The sequence below is a fragment of the Nonomuraea sp. MG754425 genome, assembly GCF_021699195.1.
In the GTDB taxonomy this organism is placed as follows: domain Bacteria; phylum Actinomycetota; class Actinomycetes; order Streptosporangiales; family Streptosporangiaceae; genus Nonomuraea.
Genome location: NZ_SSXE01000093.1, coordinates 33,073 through 51,633 on the forward strand (window position 1 = coordinate 33,073; position 18,561 = coordinate 51,633).

General features: G+C 72.4%; 16 protein-coding genes. 8 read left to right on the forward strand and 8 right to left on the reverse strand.

Annotated features, from left to right (window positions below; translation table 11 throughout):
• Positions 1-86: 86 nt before the first annotated feature.
• Together FAF44_RS29085 and FAF44_RS29090 are read right to left on the reverse strand one after the other, a co-directional pair.
• Positions 87-776, reverse strand: a complete 690-nt coding sequence (locus FAF44_RS29085) for a 4-carboxy-4-hydroxy-2-oxoadipate aldolase/oxaloacetate decarboxylase (protein WP_237106485.1) — start codon at positions 774-776, stop codon at positions 87-89.
• Positions 773-1,516: a PIG-L deacetylase family protein gene (locus tag FAF44_RS29090; protein ID WP_237106486.1), complete on the reverse strand. Its 744-nt coding sequence runs from the start codon at positions 1,514-1,516 to the stop codon at positions 773-775. The genes FAF44_RS29085 and FAF44_RS29090 overlap by 4 nt, the downstream gene beginning before the upstream one ends.
• A 132-nt stretch (positions 1,517-1,648) precedes the next feature.
• On the opposite strand from FAF44_RS29090, the gene FAF44_RS55030 reads away from it, so the two are divergent.
• Positions 1,649-2,518 (forward strand): NAD(P)-dependent oxidoreductase, encoded by an 870-nt coding sequence (locus tag FAF44_RS55030; RefSeq protein WP_272895159.1) that lies wholly within the window; start codon positions 1,649-1,651, stop codon positions 2,516-2,518.
• 129 nt (positions 2,519-2,647) lie between these two features.
• On the opposite strand, the gene FAF44_RS29100 is transcribed toward FAF44_RS55030, so the two are convergent.
• Positions 2,648-3,289, reverse strand: a complete 642-nt coding sequence (locus tag FAF44_RS29100) for a GntR family transcriptional regulator (RefSeq protein WP_237106487.1) — start codon at positions 3,287-3,289, stop codon at positions 2,648-2,650.
• Positions 3,290-3,340: 51 nt separating this feature from the next.
• Positions 3,341-5,365, reverse strand: a complete 2,025-nt coding sequence (locus FAF44_RS29105) for a SpoIIE family protein phosphatase (protein ID WP_237106488.1) — start codon at positions 5,363-5,365, stop codon at positions 3,341-3,343.
• A 355-nt stretch (positions 5,366-5,720) separates the two neighbouring features.
• Here FAF44_RS29105 and FAF44_RS29110 point away from each other — a divergent pair, with 355 nt between their 5' ends.
• The 5 genes from FAF44_RS29110 (at position 5,721) to FAF44_RS29130 (ending at position 12,906) form a co-directional block, all read left to right on the forward strand.
• Positions 5,721-6,212 carry a hypothetical protein gene (locus FAF44_RS29110; protein WP_237106489.1) on the forward strand — a complete coding sequence of 164 codons (492 nt, stop codon included), beginning with the start codon at positions 5,721-5,723 and terminating at the stop codon, positions 6,210-6,212.
• A gap of 61 nt (positions 6,213-6,273) precedes the next feature.
• On the forward strand, positions 6,274-7,668 hold the full coding sequence (locus tag FAF44_RS29115) for a hypothetical protein (protein ID WP_237106490.1): 1,395 nt from the start codon (positions 6,274-6,276) through the stop codon (positions 7,666-7,668).
• Complete coding sequence (locus tag FAF44_RS29120; RefSeq protein ID WP_237106491.1) at positions 7,665-9,008, forward strand: VWA domain-containing protein; 1,344 nt, start codon at positions 7,665-7,667, stop codon at positions 9,006-9,008. Before FAF44_RS29115 ends, FAF44_RS29120 begins: the two co-directional genes overlap by 4 nt.
• Before the next feature lie 11 nt (positions 9,009-9,019).
• Positions 9,020-10,135: an AAA family ATPase gene (locus tag FAF44_RS29125; protein WP_237106492.1), complete on the forward strand. Its 1,116-nt coding sequence runs from the start codon at positions 9,020-9,022 to the stop codon at positions 10,133-10,135.
• A complete protein-coding gene (locus FAF44_RS29130) occupies positions 10,132-12,906 on the forward strand; it encodes a DUF5682 family protein (protein WP_237106493.1) in 2,775 nt (924 codons plus the stop codon). The genes FAF44_RS29125 and FAF44_RS29130 overlap by 4 nt, the downstream gene beginning before the upstream one ends.
• Positions 12,907-13,079: 173 nt before the next feature.
• Here the strand turns inward: FAF44_RS29130 and FAF44_RS29135 are convergent, their stop codons facing one another.
• Entirely contained in the window at positions 13,080-13,949 is an 870-nt protein-coding gene (locus FAF44_RS29135) for a polysaccharide deacetylase family protein (protein ID WP_272895160.1), read from the reverse strand.
• A 153-nt stretch (positions 13,950-14,102) separates the two neighbouring features.
• Positions 14,103-14,456, reverse strand: a complete 354-nt coding sequence (locus FAF44_RS29140) for a LysR substrate-binding domain-containing protein (RefSeq protein ID WP_237106494.1) — start codon at positions 14,454-14,456, stop codon at positions 14,103-14,105.
• A gap of 45 nt (positions 14,457-14,501) precedes the next feature.
• Between FAF44_RS29140 and FAF44_RS29145 the strand changes: the two genes are divergently transcribed.
• Positions 14,502-14,654 (forward strand): hypothetical protein, encoded by a 153-nt coding sequence (locus FAF44_RS29145; RefSeq protein WP_237106495.1) that lies wholly within the window; start codon positions 14,502-14,504, stop codon positions 14,652-14,654.
• Between the two features lie 31 nt (positions 14,655-14,685).
• On the opposite strand, the gene FAF44_RS29150 is transcribed toward FAF44_RS29145, so the two are convergent.
• Together FAF44_RS29150 and FAF44_RS29155 are read right to left on the reverse strand one after the other, a co-directional pair.
• Complete coding sequence (locus FAF44_RS29150; protein WP_237106496.1) at positions 14,686-16,197, reverse strand: cytochrome bc complex cytochrome b subunit; 1,512 nt, start codon at positions 16,195-16,197, stop codon at positions 14,686-14,688.
• Between the two features lie 76 nt (positions 16,198-16,273).
• The gene (locus tag FAF44_RS29155; protein WP_237106497.1) at positions 16,274-16,927 is read right to left on the reverse strand and encodes a hypothetical protein; all 654 of its coding nucleotides are present in this window, start codon (positions 16,925-16,927) and stop codon (positions 16,274-16,276) included.
• A 213-nt stretch (positions 16,928-17,140) separates the two neighbouring features.
• Here FAF44_RS29155 and FAF44_RS29160 point away from each other — a divergent pair, with 213 nt between their 5' ends.
• Positions 17,141-18,265, forward strand: coding sequence for an Ig-like domain-containing protein (locus FAF44_RS29160; RefSeq protein WP_237106498.1), 1,125 nt, complete (start codon positions 17,141-17,143; stop codon positions 18,263-18,265).
• Positions 18,266-18,561: the final 296 nt, after the last annotated feature.

Below are 18,561 nucleotides of genomic sequence, written 5' to 3' on the forward strand. Positions count from 1 at the left end.
TGCCTTTGGCGCATCCGGCCAGCTCGTGAGGCAGGTCGCCGGTCAGGAAGCAGGCATCCGTGGGCGGGCCGCCGCGCGGCACGTCCTCATCCGCCGTCGTACTCCTCGTACGTGACGCCCAGGCCGGGCAGGCGCTCGCGCAGGCCGTAACGGTCGAGGCCGAGCTCGCCCGCCAGGAACGCGGCGCGGGCGGCGGCCTCCTTCTCCGTGCGGGCGGCGGAGGCGGCGATGCCCCGCTCCAGGTCCGCGCGCGGGCACACGAGCACCCCGTCGTCGTCGGCGAGGATCGTGTCACCGGGCCTGACGAGCTGCCCGCCGATCGTGATCGGCACGTTGACCGCGCCGGGGGTCGCCTTCACGGTGCCCTGCGCGCTGACGGCGGCGCTCCACGCGGGAAAGCCCATCTCCCGCAGTTCGGCCACGTCGCGCACGCCCGCGTCGATCACCGCCCCGCGCACCCCGCGCCGCCGCAGCGCGGTGGCGAGCAGCTCCCCGAACATGCCGTCCGTGGACGGCGACGTCGTGGTGACGACCAGGAGGTCGCCCTCGCGGCACTGCTCGACCGCGACATGGATCATCAGGTTGTCGCCGGGCCAGCACAGCACGGTGACGGCGTTGCCGCCGGTGCGGGCGCCCGGCCAGGCGGGGCGCAGCCCGGGGCCGAGGTAGCCGGTGCGGCCGAGGGCCTCGTGCACGGTCGCGACGCCGTACGCCGCCAGCGTGTCGATCCGGGCGAGGTCGGCGCGCGGGATGCCGGTGACGACCACGTTCCTCATGACAGCACGTCCGTGACCTGCGGGTACAGCCGCATGTACGCCTCGGCGGCGGTGTCGTGCGCGAGCCCGAGGTTGGGGCCGGCGTTGCGCCTGAGCTGGACGCCGCGGCGTCTGGCCAGGTCGGTGTAGTAGTCCCACATGTGCCGCTGGGCCGGCAGGCACTCCATGGCCTTGCGCTTGGCGTCGAAGACCGGGGTGATGTCGAGCAGCAGGTCGGGCTTGAAGCCGCACTGCTCGGGCTGGTGCGGCTCGAAGAAGAACACGGGGGGCGCGCCGAGCGGCTCGCCGGGCGCGTCGTAGCCGGCGGCCTGGGCCAGCACCCGGGCCTGCAGCGCCATGCGGGCCGCGGCCGGGTGGTCGCCGTTGTACGGGTCGGCGAGCGGGTGCGTCAGCACCACGTCGGGCTCCAGGTCGCGGTAGACGCGTACCAGCCGGTCCACCAGCTCCGGGCTCTCCACCAGGGGGTAGTCGCCCGCGTCGAGGAAGTCGATCTCGGCGCCGAGCCGCGCGGCGGCCTGCTCGGCCTCCTCGCGCCGGATCGCCTTGATCTCCGCCAGCGTCTTGCCGGCACGCCACGCCCTGGCCGACTCGCCGCGCTCGCCGAAGCTGAGGCACACCACCTTGGCCCGCTCGCCGCGGCTGGTGGCCAGCGCGATCGCGCCACTGGCGCGCCAGACGAAGTCGCCCGCGTGGGCGCTGATCACCAACAGGGTCCGGGAAGAGGTCTTTGCCGGGGTCACTCCGTTGACGCTAGGAGCAGGATCGACAGATTGTCAACAGTTTCATCGTCAATGTCGATCGAGGGTGGGATTCACGGCGGATTGCCTGCACCATAGGGACAATATTGTCAACGATCTGCGGAGGGGATGACCATGGAAGCGATCCGGGTGGCGCTGCTCGGCCACGGCGAGGTCGGCCGGGTGCTCGCCGCCGGGCTCGCGGGACGGGCGCGGCTGCGCGTGTACGACCCGGCGTGCCCGCCCATGAGCACCTGGCACGGGCCGCCCCGCGACCCGGCCTGCCCGCCCGCGAGCACCCGGCACGGGCCGCCCCGCGAGCCGGGCGCGGTCGAACTGGTCGCCCGCAACGAGGACGCCGTGCGCGGGGCCGACCTCGTCATCGCCGTCACCACCGGGGCCGACAGCCTCACCGCCTGCGCCGAGTCCCGTCCCCACCTCGAACCCGGCGCGCTCTACGCCGACCTGTCCACCTGCGCGCCCGGCGACAAGCGGCGCATCGCCGAACTGCTGGAGCCCGCCGGGGCGGCGGTCGTGGACGGCGCCATCATGGCCCCGATCCCGCTGCGCGGCCTGGCCACCCCCATCCTGGCCAGCGGCGCGCGGGCGGAGCGCTTCGCCGCGCTCGCGGGCCGGCTCGGCCTGTCGGTGACGCCGATCGGCGGCCTGCCCGGTGACGCCGCCGCCCGCAAGCTGCTGCGCAGCGTGCTGGTCAAGGGGCTGAGCGCGCTGGTCATCGAGGCGCAGCGGGCGGCACGGGAGGCCGGGCTGGGGGAGTGGTTCTGGGCGCACCTGCTGGAGACCGTCACCGCCGCCGACGAGGAGTTCGTGCTGCGGCTGCTCAAGGGCGCGGGGCAGCACGGGGCGCGGCGGGTGCACGAGATGGAGGCCGCCGCGCGCATGCTCAGGGAACTGGGGGTGCCCGGCACCATGACGGAGGCCACGGCCGCGACGCTCGACGAGGTCACCCGCACCGGCGTGCCACCCGTCCCGGATCGGTCGTGACACCGGTCCACCCGTCCCGGATCGGTCGTGACAGCGGCCTGTTCGCGGGGAGCGGTCGTGACACCGGCGCGCTCGTCCCGGATCGGTTGTGACGGCGGTCCGCTTGCGGGGAGCGGCCGGGGTGGTGTGTCAGTCGGGGGTGGACTCCAGGGCCTTGGTGACGCTGCGCAGGTGCTGCCGCATGGCGGTCTGCGCCGCCTCCGGGTCGCGGGCCACGATCGCCGCCACGATCAGCTCGTGCTGCGCCAGCGACGTCGCCGCCCGGCCCGGCTGCCTGGCCAGCCGGTACTTGTGCCGCACCACCTGCGCCCCCAGCCGCTCGATGATCGCCGCCGACGTGCGGTGCCCGGCGATCTCCCGCACCGTCGCGTGCAGCAGCACGTTCAGCTCCGAGTACCGGTCGAGGTCGTGGCCCTCCACCGCCGCCCGCATGCCGGCGACGATCTCCCGGAGCCGCCGGGCCTGCTCGGGCGTCACCCGCTCGGCGGCCTTGGCCGCGGACAGGCCCTCCAGCACCATCCGCACCTCCGTGATCTCGACGGCCTCCGCCTTCGAGATCGCCCGGACCCTGGCGCCCTTGTTGCGCAGGATCTCGACGAGCCCCTCCCCGGCGAGTTCCTTGAACGTCTCGCGCACGGCGGCGCGCGCGGCGCCGAACTGCTCGCACACGTCCGCCTCGATCAGCCGCTGGTTGGGCGCGAAGTCGCCGCCGAGAATGGCCGCCCTGACCCGGCCGGTCAGCGTCTCCGCGGCCGGCGGCCCCGCGTTCACGCGATCCTCCCACGCATCATGGTTGACAATATTATTGGACAATCCCACCGATCAACCGGACGGCAGGGTGCTGCGCAGGAGCAGGAGGGCGATGTCGTCCGTGCGCCGCTCGTTCTCGGTGGGCGCGGTCAGCGTCTCGGCGAGGTCGGACAGCGGCCGGTCGGGCGCGGCGGTGAACCGGGCGGCCAGGGCGGCGATGGCGTCGCCCAGGTCGAGGCCGGGCGCCTCCACGAGGCCGTCGGTGTACAGGGCCATCACCGAGCCAGGCGGCACGTTCAGGTCCGTGGTGCCGTAGTCGGTGTCGGGGTCGATGCCGAGCAGCAGGCCGGGGGCGGTCTCGATGATCTCGGCCGGGCCGTTGGGCAGGCCGAGCAGCGGCGGCAGGTGCCCCGCGCTGGACAGGGACGCGGTGCGCCGGCGCAGGTCGAAGCTGACGTACAGGCAGCTCGTGAAGCGGTCCGGGGTCAGCTCGGTCAGCAGCCGGTTGGTGTGCGCCAGCACCTCGCCGGGGTCGGCGCCCGCGGTGGCGTGCGCGCGGATGGCGGTGCGCACCTGGCCCATGAGCGCGGCGGCCGTGACGTCGTGGCCCTGCACGTCCCCGATGACGGCGGCGGCCACGGTGTCGCTGAGCCGGATCAGGTCGTAGAAGTCGCCGCCGATGTCCATGCCGGGCGTGGCGGGCACGTACCTGGCGGCCACGTCCAGGCCGTCGAGCTCGGGCAGATCGTGCGGGAGCTGGGTCGACTGCAGGGACTCGGCGAGCCGGTGCTTGCTGTCGAAGAGCCAGGCGCGCTCGAACGCCTGCGTGATCAGCCCGCCGAGCGCGGTGAACACGGACCGCTCGTTGTCGCTGAACTCGCGCGGACGCTCGTAGGCCAGGACGCACGTGCCGATCGACTGGCCCAGCGCGACCAGCGGCAGCAGCACCCAGGCGCCCATGCCGTCGATGCGGATGGCGTCGGGGTAGGTCCGGTGGAACTCCTCCCAGGTGGCGTAGAAGGCCGGCCGGCCCTGGTCGTAGCCGCGCCCCCAGTGCACGGCGTGGGCGACCGGGCGGCCGTTGAAGTCGTCGAGCCCCCGGGGGCTGTAGCCGCGCGAGGCGGCCACCCGCATCCGGCCGCTGTCCCAGGTGAGGATGGCCATGGCCTGCGCCTCGGTGACCGGCATGACGTGATCGGCCACCAGGTCCAGCACGTCCTGGGCCGTCGTCGCCTGCGCCAGGGCGGCGGCCAGGTGGAGCACGTCGTGCAACCCGATCACGCGGGGCCGCCCGTCCGTCGCCCCGGTCGCGGTCTCGGCGCCGGTGTCCGTCGTGCCCTCCTGCGTGATGCGGAGCGTGACGCCGGGCAGGCTCGGATAGCACTGGAACGACAGCCGCCGGCCGTCGGGATGGCGGGCGGTGAACCGGGTGGTCTGATGGCCGACGATCGCGGCCCGGTAGCGGCCCTCGTAGATCGGGTCGTCCAGCCAGGGCAGCGCCTTGCACAGGCGTTTGCCGAGCATCTGCGCGGGCTGGGTGGCGAGCAGTTCGGCGGCCGGGGCGGTGACGAGGGTGACCCGCGCGTACGCGTCCAGGTGGCAGTAGCCCTCGGGCAGCGAGTTGAGCGACGTCAGCGCCGCCAGCCCGGTGTACGGGCCCGGCCGGTGGGCGCGGATCGGGTCCAGGACGCGCGGCTGGGCGGGCGGGACGACCGGGTGCCCCCGCCCGCTGGCCTCGTGCAGCAGGCGTCCCATCCGCGCGCGGACGTCGTCGATGACGGCGAGTTGCTGCGGAGTGAGCTCGGACTCGCCCGCGGTGGGCCAGCCCAGGACGAGACCGCCCCAGACGACGCCGTCGGAGCAGACCGGCGAGGTGGCCATCGCGAAGTGGTACGGCAGTGACAGCGCCGCCGCCGGGAACTCGCGGGCCAGCGCGACCCGGTCGCTGAGCCAGATGAGCCGCCGTTCCCGGACCGCGAGCGCCACCGGAACGGAGGCATTCGTTCTGATCCGCATCCAGGTACGGGCGACGGTGACGGGCAGGCCGATCGCCGACTCCATCTGGAGCAGCCGGCGCTCGTCGGCCAGCACGTACACGATGCCGAAGTGCGCACCGGCGCTGAAAACGGCTTCGACCAGCAGTTCGTCAAGACGAGACGATGAAATCGCCGCGTCGGGAACAGAGATGCTATCCCGAGGCCGCACCGCAGCCCGGACGGCTTTCACGCCGCAAGCCCGACAAATGTTCCATCAACCCCATACCAGCAGGATACGTTCATGGCCGGTTTGGGCGTCTCGCGGGTGGTCCCAGCCCGACCAGGGGCTTTGATCGTTTGGTGCGGGTCTGTCGGTGCCCTCCGGTAAGTTCCCAGATCAATTGATCAGCCGGCCGCATGGGGCACGGGCACTTCCGCCTGCGCTCACGAGCCGGCGGGCGGGAGGTTCTGAGGTCGTGGACGCGGACGAAACCGCGTGGGAGCGGTGCAGCGTGGTGCGGGTGGTGCCACCCGTCGAACCACGCAAGCTGGCGAAGGTGCCCTTCGTCGAGCTGGCCGACGGCCGGCTGCAAGGGGTCGTGTCGAGCGGATCCGACATCGAGCGGGTCTACGTCTCGTCGATCACCGCGGGCACCCACGCGCTGAGCTGCAGCACCAACAACAACCGGCCGTGCGGCGCGCTGCACGGCTACGCCTGCAAGCACATCCGCATGCTGGCCGACGAGGCGGTCGTGCAGTACGGCCTCGACCGGGTGGCCCGCTACCTGCGGGTCGAGGTACCCGAGGGAGGGTCGCTGATGTCCCAGATCACGGGCCACGTCGAGCGCACCCCGGCGGCCGTCGTGTTCAGCCGGTTCCTGCGGCACCTGGCCTACCTGGAGGTGCCCGACAGCACCGAGCCGCTGGCCGAGCTGCACTGGTTCCCCGCGACCGGGGAGGTGCGCTGATGCCGGCGACGAGCCCGCCGGGCGCGCAGGCGCCCATCACCACGGACAAGGCGGTGTGCTGATGCTCGACGTACAGCTCAGCGAGTTGCTCGGCGAGGCCCCGGCCGGGGCCCCCGAGGCGCTCGACCTGGTGGCGGGCTTCGACGCCGCCCTCACCAACGGGCTGGCCAGGCTCGGCGAGGAGCCGGCCGCGGCGCTGGCGGCCATGGCGGGCGCGCTGGCGGGCACCCCCGTCGGCGAGCGGCTGGCCGAGGCGGTCGACAAGGTGAGCGCCGGCTCGGTCGCCGACGAGCACCTCGCGGCGCTGGCCGGCGGGCGGGCCGCGCTGTTCGGCGCGGTGCACGACGCCCTGCTCGCCCGCCTCGACACCGCGCTCGGCCGCACCCGCGCCCCCTGGGAGCCCGCCGCCGACGCCGCCGACCCCGCGAAGCCGGCCGACAACCTGCTGGCCGGCTGCCGGATCTGGCTGCGCGAGCTGGCCATCGTGGGCTGGCGCGGCGTCGACCACGACCTGGTCTCCTCGGCCGACCAGACGATCGAGGCGCTGCTGGCCGTACCCGAGCTGCGCGGGCTGGCGGTGCTGCTCGACGGCCTGGCGACCGAACTGCGCGCGTCCGGCCCGATCGCCACGATGGAGCGGCTGCCCGCCCGCCGCTGGGCCGACCTGTGGACGCGCGCCATGCTGCTGTCGCAGCACGGCCCGTGGCACCACGCGGCCCCCGAGCAGGTGTCGGGCCGGCTGCTGATCCTGGGCGCCGACGTGCACGAGCACGCTACGGTCGTCCGCGTCCAGGTCCACGCGATCCTGGAGCGCAACGGCGAGCCCGGCCGGCTCGTCCGCACGAGCGTGGCCGCCGCCAAGGTGGACACCATCGTCGGCCCGACCGTGTGGCAGTTGCTCGGCGGCCACCCGGTGCTGCTGGCCGCGCTGGCCGAACGCCGCGCCGTGGAGATCACCGACATGCCGCTGCTGCCCGGCGGCGACCTCCGGTGGCACGACGACCGGGCCCGCGCGGGGGAAGACGCCGACCCGTTCGCGATCGCGCGGGTGCAGCTCGCCGCCACCGTGGCGCCGGCGGTCACGCCGCTCGACCGCCATCCCGTACGCCTGGCCGAGGTCGTCCTCGTCGAGGGCTACAAGAGCGACGGCGGCTCGTTCGACCTGGGCGGCAACCGGATCGGGCTCGACCTCGGGCGGCTGCCGTCCAGCGGCCCGCTCACCCCTGCGCTGCTCAAGGTGTCCACCGCGTGCATCGGCCTGGTGCGCTGGGACGGCGGGCAGTGGTCGCTCCAGCCGCTGGCCGTGCAGGCGACGGTCAAGAAGCAGCAGGTCGCCGCGCACAACGGCGACTGGGCGCTCGGCCCCACCGATCCGAAGGCGGCCAAGGCCGCGAACAAGAACGGCGACGTGGTCGCCGTGCTGCGCGAGCGGGCGGGGCGGTTGCTGCGGAAATGACCGAGACCCCCGCGACCACGCACACCCCCGAGACCGACACCGTGCAGAGCGCCGACGAGACCAGGCGGCAGGTGCTCTACTGGCGCCTGATGGCCCGGCTGTTCAGCCCCGACGAGCAGCCCGCGCTGGAGAACGCCAGCCTCGGCATCGTCGGCGACCTCGGCCTGCCGCACGCGCTGCTCGACCCCGGGGTGTCGGTCGACAACCTGGTGCAGCGCTTCCCCGACCTGGCCGCCGAGTTCGACGGCCTGATGGCCGGCAAGGAGCAGGAGGCGGGCGACGAGGTACGCCGCGCCGCCCTGGTCTCCAAGCTGCTGCTCAACGTGTTCGCCACGGGCTCGGGCGACGTCTCCGCCGGCCAGCTCGAAAGCTGGAAGCAGGACGCCGGCTGGTTCGAGCGCGGCATGGGCTGCGAGCCGGGCGGCCTGCGCCACAGCCCCGGCAACGAGGAGCTGGCCAAGGTCCTCGGCGGTCTGGAAGGCGACCTGATCAAGCGCATGCGCCTGCGCGAGGTGCTCGCCGATCCGGCCCTGGCCAGTAAGCTCACGCCCAGCATGTCGCTCATCGAGCAGCTCCTGCGCGACAAGTCCAACCTGTCGGGCATCGCGCTGGCCAACGCCAAGGCGCTGATCCGCAAGTACGTCGACGAGGTCGCCGAGGTGCTGCGCACCCAGGTGGAGAAGACCAGCGTCGGCGTCATCGACCGGTCGGTCCCGCCGAAGCGGGTCTTCCGCAACCTCGACGTCGAGCGCACGATCTGGAAGAACCTCACCAACTGGAGCCCCGAGGACCAGCAGCTCTACGTCGACCGGCTCTACTACAAGCAGACCGCCCACCGCACCACCCCGGCCCGGCTGATCGTGGTCGTCGACCAGTCGGGCTCGATGGTGGACTCGATGGTCAACTGCACCATCCTGGCCTCGATCTTCGCGGGCCTGCCGAAGGTGGACGTGCACCTCATCGCGTACGACACCCGGGCCATCGACCTGACGCCGTGGATCCACGACCCGTTCGAGGTGCTGCTGCGCACGAAGCTCGGCGGCGGCAACAACGGGCCGGTGGCGATGGCCATGGCCCGGCCGAAGATCAGCGATCCGCGCAACACCGTGATGGTGTGGATCTCCGACTTCTACGAGTTCGGCGCCTCCCAGCCGCTGTACGACGGCATCGAGTCCGTCTACCGCTCGGGCGTGAAGTTCATCCCCGTCGGGTCGGTCAACAGCTCCGGTGTCCAGAGCGTCGATCCGTGGTTCCGCAAGAAATTCAAGGCCCTGGGCACCCCGGTGATCTCGGGCCACATCCACAAGCTCGTCTTCGAGCTCAAGAACTTCCTCACCTAGGAGACCGGCGAATGAGTGACGACATGCTGCGCGCACCCGCGGAAGTCAAGTACGCGGAGGAGCTCGACTACCTCGAGTCGATCGACGACGGCCCCAAGCCGTTCTCCTGGCGGCTCAGCCCCCGGATGATCCGGCTGTTCATCCTCGGCTCGGAGCGTTCCGACGGGATCGAGCGCGAGATCCCGCAGAAGTGGTTCGGCGACCGCAGCTTCGTCGAACGCAGCATCGTGACCCTGGCCTCCGACCGGGGCCTGCTGCTGCTCGGCGACCCCGGCACCGGCAAGAGCTGGCTGGCCGAGCTGCTCGCCGCCGCGATCTGCCGCAACTCGACCCTCGTGGTCCAGGGCACCGCCGGCACCACGGAAGACCACATCAAGTACTCGTGGAACGTCTCCATGGTCATCGCCAAGGGGCAGTCGCGCCAGTCGATGATCCCCTCGCCGATCATGACGGCGATGGAGGGGGGCGTGATCGGCCGCTTCGAGGAGCTGACCCGCTCCACCAGCGACGTCCAGGACGCCCTCATCTCGATCCTGTCGGAGAAGTACGTCTCCATCCCCGAGCTCGACGACGACAACATCGTCTTCGCCCAGCCCGGCTTCTCCATCATCGCCACCGCCAACAGCCGCGACCGGGGCGTCAACGACCTGTCCTCGGCGCTCAAGCGGCGCTTCAACTTCGTCCGCATCCCGGTCGTGACGAACAAGAAGAGCGAGGCGGAGATCGTCCGCTTCCGTACCGAGGAACTGCTGCGCAGGCACCAGATCGAGCTGGACCTGCCGCCCACGCTGCTCGACATCCTGCTGCAGAGCTTCGCCGACCTGCGCTCGGCGGCGGCCTCGGCCACCAGCGACGACGAGAAGCTGGAGTCGGCGCTGTCCACGGCCGAGCAGATCGGCGTGCTGGAGGACGCCATCCTGCACAGCAACTTCTTCGGCGACCGCGTGCTGCGCGCCCAGACGCTGGCCGGCTCCCTGGTCGGCTCGCTGGCCCGGCGCAGCCCCGAGGACCTCGCCATCCTCAACAAGTACTGGCACGGTGTCGTCGAGCCCCGCAGCAAGAAGGACGGCGGGGAGTGGCCGGAGTTCCTCGAGGGCGGCCGCGAGGCCATCTCCACGCTCTCATGACCGGCCTGACGAGCCCGTTCGGGGAGCTGCGCGAGCAGCTCCTCGGCGCCGCCGAGCAGTTCGCCGACAGTCCTGTCGCGGTCTCCGGCATCCTGTCGGGCCTGGTCGACGACGTCGATCGGGCGCTGCGCGAGGAGCTGGAGATCTTCCCCGTCTGCCACCACTCGCCGGCCTCCGCGCTGGCGATGGTGCGCAGGCTGCGCGAGAAGCAGCCGAAGGTCATCTACCTGGAGCTGTGCGAAGACCTCCAGCCGCTGCTGACCGAGCTGCGCAACTGCCGCCTGCCGGTGGCGTTGCAGGCGTTCGCGACCGACATCGACGGTTTCCCGAAGTCGTGGGCGCCGCTCAGCGTGGTCGCGCCCATCACGGAGGCGTCGGCCGAGTACCAGGCCATCTCGTACGCGCTCGAGACCCCGGGCGTCGAACTGGTGCTGGTGGACCGCTCGACCGACCACGTCTTCCAGTGGGCGCCGAAGGAGGAGGAGCCGCCCGCCCCGCCGAAGGACGAGGAGGCCGGCCTGCACGGCGACGCGGTCGGCGTCGAGATCGGCGACCTGCGCCCCGGCTTCGCCGAACTGGAGGAGCACCTGCTGCACCACGGCAAGGTGCGCCACTGGTCGGAGTGGTGGGACCAGTACGTCGAGCAGCCCCTGTCCGGCGCCGACTACGACACCTACCGCCAGGTCATGGTGCTCATCGGCAGCCTGTTCCGCCGGCTCCGTCCCGACGCCGCCCGGCTGGCCATGGACGAGGACCGCGAGCGCTACATGTGGACCAGGATGCGCGAGCACCTGGCCGGCTCCGGCGCCGACCCCGCCGACTGCCTGTACGTGTGCGGCGCCTTCCACGCCGCCAGCCACGTCGAGCAGTTCGGCCTGAGGTCCACGGCCCCCTTCGAGATCAGCCCGCGCTCGGCCACGAAGTGGCTGTACGGGCTCATCCCGTCCAGCCACTCGGCCATCGAGGCGCAGTTCGGGCTGGCCTCCGGCTCGGTGTCGATCGCGGCGGCCATGTGGACCAAGGCGCTCACCCGCGACCGGCTGGTCCCGTTCCAGCTCGAAGGCCAGCGCGGCGCGCGCAAGCGGGCGGCCAAGCTGCCCGCGCCCGCGCCGCGGGGCGAGGTGGCCGACAAGCTGACCGGGTTCCTGTCCAGGCCGCCCGCGCTCGACCCGCTGGACGACGCCGAGCTGGTCGGCTGGTCGGTGGACATCGTCCGGCTGGCCCGCCGCAACGGCTACCTGGCCAGCACCGCCGACGCGATCGCGGTCTACGAGACCTCGATCCTGCTGGCCGGCATGCGCAACCGCGCCAGGCCGACCCCGTACGACTTCCAGGACGCGGCCGTCACCTGCATCGAGAAGGACGCGGTGCCGGGCCGGCGCGACATCCGGCGGTTGTGCGAGATCCTGCTCGGCGGCGACCGGCTCGGCGAGGTCGGCTACGACGCGCTGCCGCCGCTGGCCAGGAACGTCTACGACCGGCTCGAGCCGCTCGGCCTCGACCTGGAGAAGCGCACGATCCAGCGGGCGCTGCTCGACCTCAACGCCGAGCCCGACCTGGTGCCCTGCTCCGACCTGCTGTGGATGCTGCGTTACCTGCTGCCGTCCGACGCGGTGCGGCCCATCATGGGCGAGCGGCGGCTCGGCGAGCGTTCGATCCAGGAGAGCTGGGACCTCGCGTTCGGCAAGCACCAGCGCTCGATCATCGAACTCGGCTACGAGGGCGTCACCATCGAGCAGGTGCTGGAGCAGCGGCTGCGGCGCTCGGTGCACGACCCCAAGGCCACGGCGGCGGTCGCGCTGGCCGCGGTCGAGGACGCCGTGCTGTTCCTGGGCAGCCGGCGCTTCGCCGACGAGCTGGGGGCGCGCGCGGTGGAGCTGCTCGCGGCCGAGCGCAGCGTGGACGACGCCCCGGAGGTGCTGCGCCGCATCCGGCGGCTGCTCGCCTACTACCGGGCGAACGAGTCCGAGCTGCCCGCCTGGTGCGAGGCGTTCGTGATCGCCGGATACGCGCACTACTGCACGCTGCTCCCGACGGCCTTCCTCGACGAGGAGACGGGCGTGCGGCAGGTGGCGGCCATGCTGGGCTTCCTGTTCACCATGGAGAGCCTGGCGCTGGCGCTCGGCTGCGACCGGGCCCAGCTCGAACTGGCGGTGCGGCAGTCGCATCCGGAGGCGCCCGGCAAGGTGGCGCTGCTGTGGGCGGCGCAGCACCAGCTCGGGCTGCTGCCGATCGCCGAGTTGCGGGCGCGCTGCGCCGAGTTGCTGGGCAACCCGCTGGTCATCCCGTCGGTCCCGCAGTACATCATGGGCTTCGTACAGGCCATGGAGCTCGCGCCCGGCCTGTCCGGGTTCGTGGTGGAGGTGATCTCCAAGGCGTTCGGACGGCTGCCCGACGACGTGCTGCTGCCGTGGCTGCCGAAGCTGATCACCACGCTGCGCAAGGGGGCGGCGGAGCTGGTGCCGGTGCTCGTCCGGGAGGCGGGGCGCACGTTCCCCGGCTCGCTGACGGCCGTCGACTCCTGGGTGCCCCCGTGGACGCCTCGCCCCAAGCCCGCCGTGCTCCCCGCCTCCGGGTCGGCGGCGTCCGGGCCGGTGGCGGAGCTGCTGCACGGGCATCCGGTGGCGTGCGACGCGGTGGCCGGGCTGCTCGGGTGCGAGGGTGAGTGGCGCGCGCCGGGCACCGGCGGCGACGCCGGGCACCGGGAGGTGCGGGCGCTGCTGGCCGGTCATCCTGAGCCGGCCCTCGCGGTGGCGGCCCTGCTGGTCTGAGCCCCCGGCCCTGCCGGTCGTGAGCCGCGGGCCCTGCCGGTCTGAGCCCCGGGCCTTGCTGGTCTGAGCCCTGGGCCTTGCTGGTCTGAGCGCTTGGCCCTGCTGGTCTGAGTCGCGGGCGCGGTGGGGCCGGTCCCACCGCGCCCGCGCTCCCGCCGGAGCCGGGGCTCACCTCACCCGCGGGCCCGGCTGTACACGAGCCGGGGCGGCTCGCCGCCGAAGAGCCGGCTGACGGTGACGAACCGGTAGCCGCGTGCCGACAGGAGCTTGAGCACCTGCGGTATCGCCGCGACCGTCGTCGGGTGGATGTCGTGGAACAGCACGATGCTGCCCGGCCGTACCGACCTGACGGCCTTGCGGGCCACCCTGGCGCTGTCGCGGTGCAGCCAGTCGAGGGTGTCCACGCTCCACAGCACCATCGGCCGCCTCGTCTGCCGGCGCACGCTCGCCGAGAGCGCCCCGTACGGGGGCCGGATGAGCTTCGGGGTGACCCCGATAGCCGCCTTGACGGCCTGGTCGGTACGGGCGAACTGGGCGCGCACCGCGGCGGCCGTCAGCTTCGTCAGGTCGGGGTGCGACCAGGTGTGGCCGCCGATCTCGTGCCCCGCCTCGTACGTCCGGCGTAAGACCTCCGGGTGGGCGGCCACGTTCTGCCCGATGACGAAGAACGTGGCCCGCGCCCGGTAGGCCGCCAGGTGCCGGAGCAGCTCGTCGGTGTACACGCCGGGGCCGTCGTCGAAGGTGAGCGCCACGCACTTCACCCGGCGGCAGTCGATGGGCTTGGCGTCGGCGGCGCTGCGCCGGCTCCTCCTGGTGACGGCGGGCCCTGTGGCGGCGGGCCCCTCGGCGGCAGGCCCTGCGATGGCCGCTCCGGCGGCGGCGGGGCCCGTGGCGGAATGGTCCGTGGTGGTGTGGCCCGTGGTGGAGTGGTCCGTGGTGGAGTGGTCCGCGGTGGCTGCGCGGTGGCCCGCGCCGCAGGCCGCCGTGACCATGGCGAGCGCGGTGATCAGCCGTGCCGTCCCCCGTATCGCGCCGATGTGCATGGATCCCCCTTCGCGCACCTGCCCCCGAGCGCCGACCCCGGCCGGGCGGACCAGGCCGGGATCGGTCCAGAGGGTTGGACGACCGTCGTTCGCCCGTGGTTCGCGGGAGACCCGTTCTGGAGCGGGAGACCCCGTTCCGGATGAGCGGCGCGCTCAGGCGTGGCCGACGGAACGCAGCCCCGCCAGCGCCGCCTCCGCGAACGCGGTGACCGCCTCCCCGCCCTGCACCTGGAGCCACACCGCCGAGGTGGACCAGGTCAGCCGGGGCTCGTCGATGGGCCGCCGCACCAGCCCGGCCGGCAGCTCGTCGTACGGCTCCTCGTTGAGGTGCGCCCCCAGCCCCGACATGACCAGGCCGTGGACGAAGTGCGGGTTGCGGGCGTGCCGGATCGCGCTGGGCAGGAAGCCGTTGTCGCGGCACGTCTCCAGCATGTGGTCGTAGAGCTGCGGCGCCATCTCCCTGGGAAAGATCACCAGGGCGGAGCCGTCGAGCGTGCGCAGGCGCACCTCGTCCTGCTCGGCGGCACCGCCCCGTTCGTCGCGACGGGGCTGGTGTCGGCGTCCGGCAGCGCGATCGCGCCCGCCTTCTACATGGTGGCGATCGCGGTGGTGTCGCTGGTCGTGGTGCTGACGTCGTTCAAGGAGACGCGCGGGCTGCGCCTGGACCGCGGTGTCGAGAGCGTGGCTCCCGCCGCCCGGGGCTGACGGCCGCGCGTCCCCGGTCACCCGTCCCCGGTCACCCGTCCCAGGAGCGGCGCAGCGCGTCCTGCACCCGGCGGGCGGCCGGTGGCGGCACGTCGCCGGTGGCGGCCGGTGGGAGGGCGGGTCGCGGCGCGGGCACCAGCACCGCCGTCTCCTCCTCGGTGGCCGGCCGCTCCACCTCGGTGTAGCCCCCGGAGCCGCTGCGCACGATGACCCCGGTCTCCACCCCGTGCGCCACGGTGTGCCGGTCGCGGGCCAGCAGCCCGTGGCAGATCCGCCGCGTGACGACGAACCCCAGCACCGGCCCGGCCACGATCGCGACCCGGAAGATCCACGTCGTGGCGTACAGGGAGATGTGGAACGTGGTGGCGATCAGGTCGTTGCCCCCGGCCGCCCACAACACCCCGTAGTACACGATCCCGGCGACCCCGAGCCCGGCCCGCATCGGGACGTCCCGCGGCCGGTCGAGCAGGTGGTGCACGGCCCGGTCGCGGGTGATCCACCGTTCCGCGAACGGGTAGAGCGCCAGCGCGGCGAACAGCAGTCCCGGCGCGGCCAGGGCGGGGATCAGCACGCTCATGGCCACCGTCTGGCCGAACACCGTGAACTCCCAGGCCGGCATGATCCGCAGCGCGCCCTCCAGGAACCCCATGTACCAGTCGGGCTGCGAGCCGGCGCTGACGTGCCCCGGCACGTACGGCCCGTACAGCCAGATGGGGTTGACCTGGAACACCGTGGCCAGCAGCGTGACCACCCCGAGCACCCACAGGAAGAACACGGTCGTCTTCGCCAGGAACGCCGGGTAGAACGGGGCGCCGCGCACCACGCGGTCGTTCAGCCCCTTGGCGCGGAACTGGGTGTGCGTCTGCCGCCAGGTCAGCACCACCGCGTGCAGCGGGATCAGCAGGAGCAGCAGCGCCGGGATCAGCAGCACGTGCAGGCTGTAGAGCCGGGCGACGATGTCCTCACCCGGGAACTCGCCGCCGAACAGGAACATCGCCAGGTACGTGCCCACCAGCGGCACCGACACCGTCACTCCGTGCAGGATGCGCAGCCCGGCCCCGGACAGCAGGTCGTCCGGCAGCGAGTAGCCGAACAGCCCGTTGAGCATCACGATCCCGAACAGCGCCACGCCGATCAGCCAGTTCAGGTCGCGCGGCTTGCGGAAGGCGCCGGTGAAGAAGTTGCGCAGGGCGTGCGCCACGATGGCGGCCAGGAAGACCAGCGTCGCCCAGTGGTGCATCTGGCGCATCAGCAGGCCGCCGCGCACCTCGAAGCTGATCTCCAGCGACGAGGCGTACGCCTCGCTCATCGTGACCCCGCGCAGCGGCACGTACATCCCGTCGTAGACCACCTCCTTCATGCTCGGCTTGAAGAAGAAGGTCAGGAAGACCCCGGTGAGGAGGATCACCACGAACGCGTACAGGGCGATCTCCCCGAGCAGGAACGTCCAGTGGTCGGGGAAGACCTTCCGCATCGCCTTCTTCAGGAACCCGGCACCGCCGACCCGCTCGTCCAGCGCCCTGGCCAGTGAGCTGCCTTTCATCGCCACCCCGCAAACCGCTCAGTCGTGTCATCACCACCAAGACGGGACAGGGACCGGAAATGTGACAGCCGGCAGGTCAGGCGAAGCGCTCCACGGTGACGGGGATGAGGCCCTGCTCGCGGACGGCCTGCCGGTGATGGTGCAGCAGCGCCCCGAGCGTGGTGACCGGGCCGGAGCCCAGCCGCGCGGTCACGTCCACGCACCAGGCGATGCCCGCCCCGATCCGGCGCAGCTCCCAGGTGAAGCCGTGGCCGCCGGAGTTGGCCGAGGCCGCGCCGACCACGCGCGGGTCGCCGGTGGGTTCCAGCCGCAGCGCCGTACGCGCGTTGGCCAGCCCGGTCTCGCCGAGCTCACCGGCGAACAGGATGCGGTAGCGGCGCGCCTTCGACGAGCCGTTGCCTAGGTTGAGCGGGGACGTGGTGGGCAGCGCCCGGCGTTCCTGGAAGAGCGTGCGCAGCCCGGCCTCCTCGGGCAGCACGTCGCCGCCGAGCATCCGGAAGGCCCGGGACGCCTCCGGTCTGCTGACCGGGGTCACCCGCGAGCGCAGGTCGATGTCGGCGCGGATGGCCCGGCTCAGATCCGCCGAGGCGGACCAGGCCCCGATCTCCGTCACCCACTCGGTGCCGTCGATGCCGGCCGCCGTGTAGTCGTCGCACAGGACGAACTCCTCCACCAGGAGCCCTGCGGGCGATCGATCGCCCGCCGTTGCGGAGATCAGGTAGTAGTCCACCGGCCAATGATCGTGGGCGGCGGAACGCCAGATCAAGATCATCGCAACGTGCCGCGCCGTCGTGTTCGCATGGGTTCGGTCAATCCGGGAAGGAGCCCACCGGATCGTCGATAAGCGGTCTACTCTCAATGACTGCCTATATGTCAGGCGCGGGAGGCATCAACGATGCGGAACGGCCGGACCGAACGGATTTTCCGCACCGTTTGCGTGGCGGTGCTGGTCACGACCGCGGGCTGCACCGCCACGAGTGGTGGCGGCGGCCCGGCGCCGGGCCCGGTGGCCGTCCTGTCGATCACCCCCGCCGACGGAGCCGGGGAGGTCGCCCCCGACGCCGGGATCAGCGTCAAGGCCACCGGCGGCCAGGTCACAAAAGTGACCGTGGCCGACGCCAAGGGCCGCGCGGTGCGGGGCGCGATGGGCGGCGACGGGCGCTGGCGGCCCCGGTGGCCGTTACGGCCGTCGGCCGCGTACACGGTCAGCGCGGCGGCGACGGGCACGGACGGCAGGCAGGTGACGGCCACCTCCACCTTCAGCACGCTCAAGCCGGACCGGGTGCTGGAGAGCGGCATGTCGCCGCTGGACGGCGAGCAGGTCGGCGTCGGCATGCCGGTGCAGCTCCTGCTGTCGCGGCCGATCACCTCCACGCAGGTCAGGGCCGCGATCGAGCGCTCGCTGGTGGTGCGGATGTCGCAGCCGGTGGTGGGCGCGTGGAGCTGGGTGAGCGACCGTGAGGTGCAGTTCCGGCCGCGGGCGTACTGGCCGGTGGGGGAGCGGGTCACGGTGGTGGCGCACCTGGCCGGACTGCGGGCCGGGCCGGGGCTCTGGGGCGCGAAGGACCGGAGCCTGTCCTTCACCGTCGGCCCGGAGCACATCACCGAGGTCAGCGCCGAGACCCACCGGGCGGTCGTGCGCGCGGACGGCGAGGTCGTCAGGACCATCCCGGTCAGCCTGGGCCGGCCGGGCGACGACAGCTACACCGGCGTCATGATCGCGCAGGAGAAGGCCGCCGACCTCGTCATGGACTCGGCCACGATCGGCGAGCCCGGCGAGTACCGGATCCGGACGAAGTGGAACGTGCGCATGACCTACAGCGGCACCTTCTTCCACTCCGCCCCCTGGTCCACCGGCGCGCAGGGCAGTTCGAACGTCAGCCACGGCTGCGTGAACGCGAGCCCGGCCGACGCGCGCTGGTTCTACGAGTTCACCCGGCGCGGGGACGTCATCGAGGTCACCGGCACGTCCAGGAAGCTGCGCTTCGGCAACGGGCCGACGCCGTGGGCGAAGTCGTGGGAGGACTGGCTGGCGGGCAGCGCGCTGGGCAGGCCGGTCAACGGGTGAGCCCGGTGGATATTCGGTTTGCGAGTCCTTGACGATACCGAATCCGAAATATCGATATTTCGCGATCGACGGTGTTTTCGGCGACCGCTGGAATGGCGTGGACGTGCCGGAGACAGGGAAACCGCTTGGCCGATTCGACGGGTGCCCGCGTTCCCGGCGGCCGAGGTCGCGGGCGCAAGATCGCCAGGTGGCGCATCGATCGGTGCCGTGAATCCTTTGTCAGTAAATGCTCCTTTTGTGGGCCTACGCGATTTACGATGGGGCAACAGGAGTGTGCTGTCACATTCGATCGATCA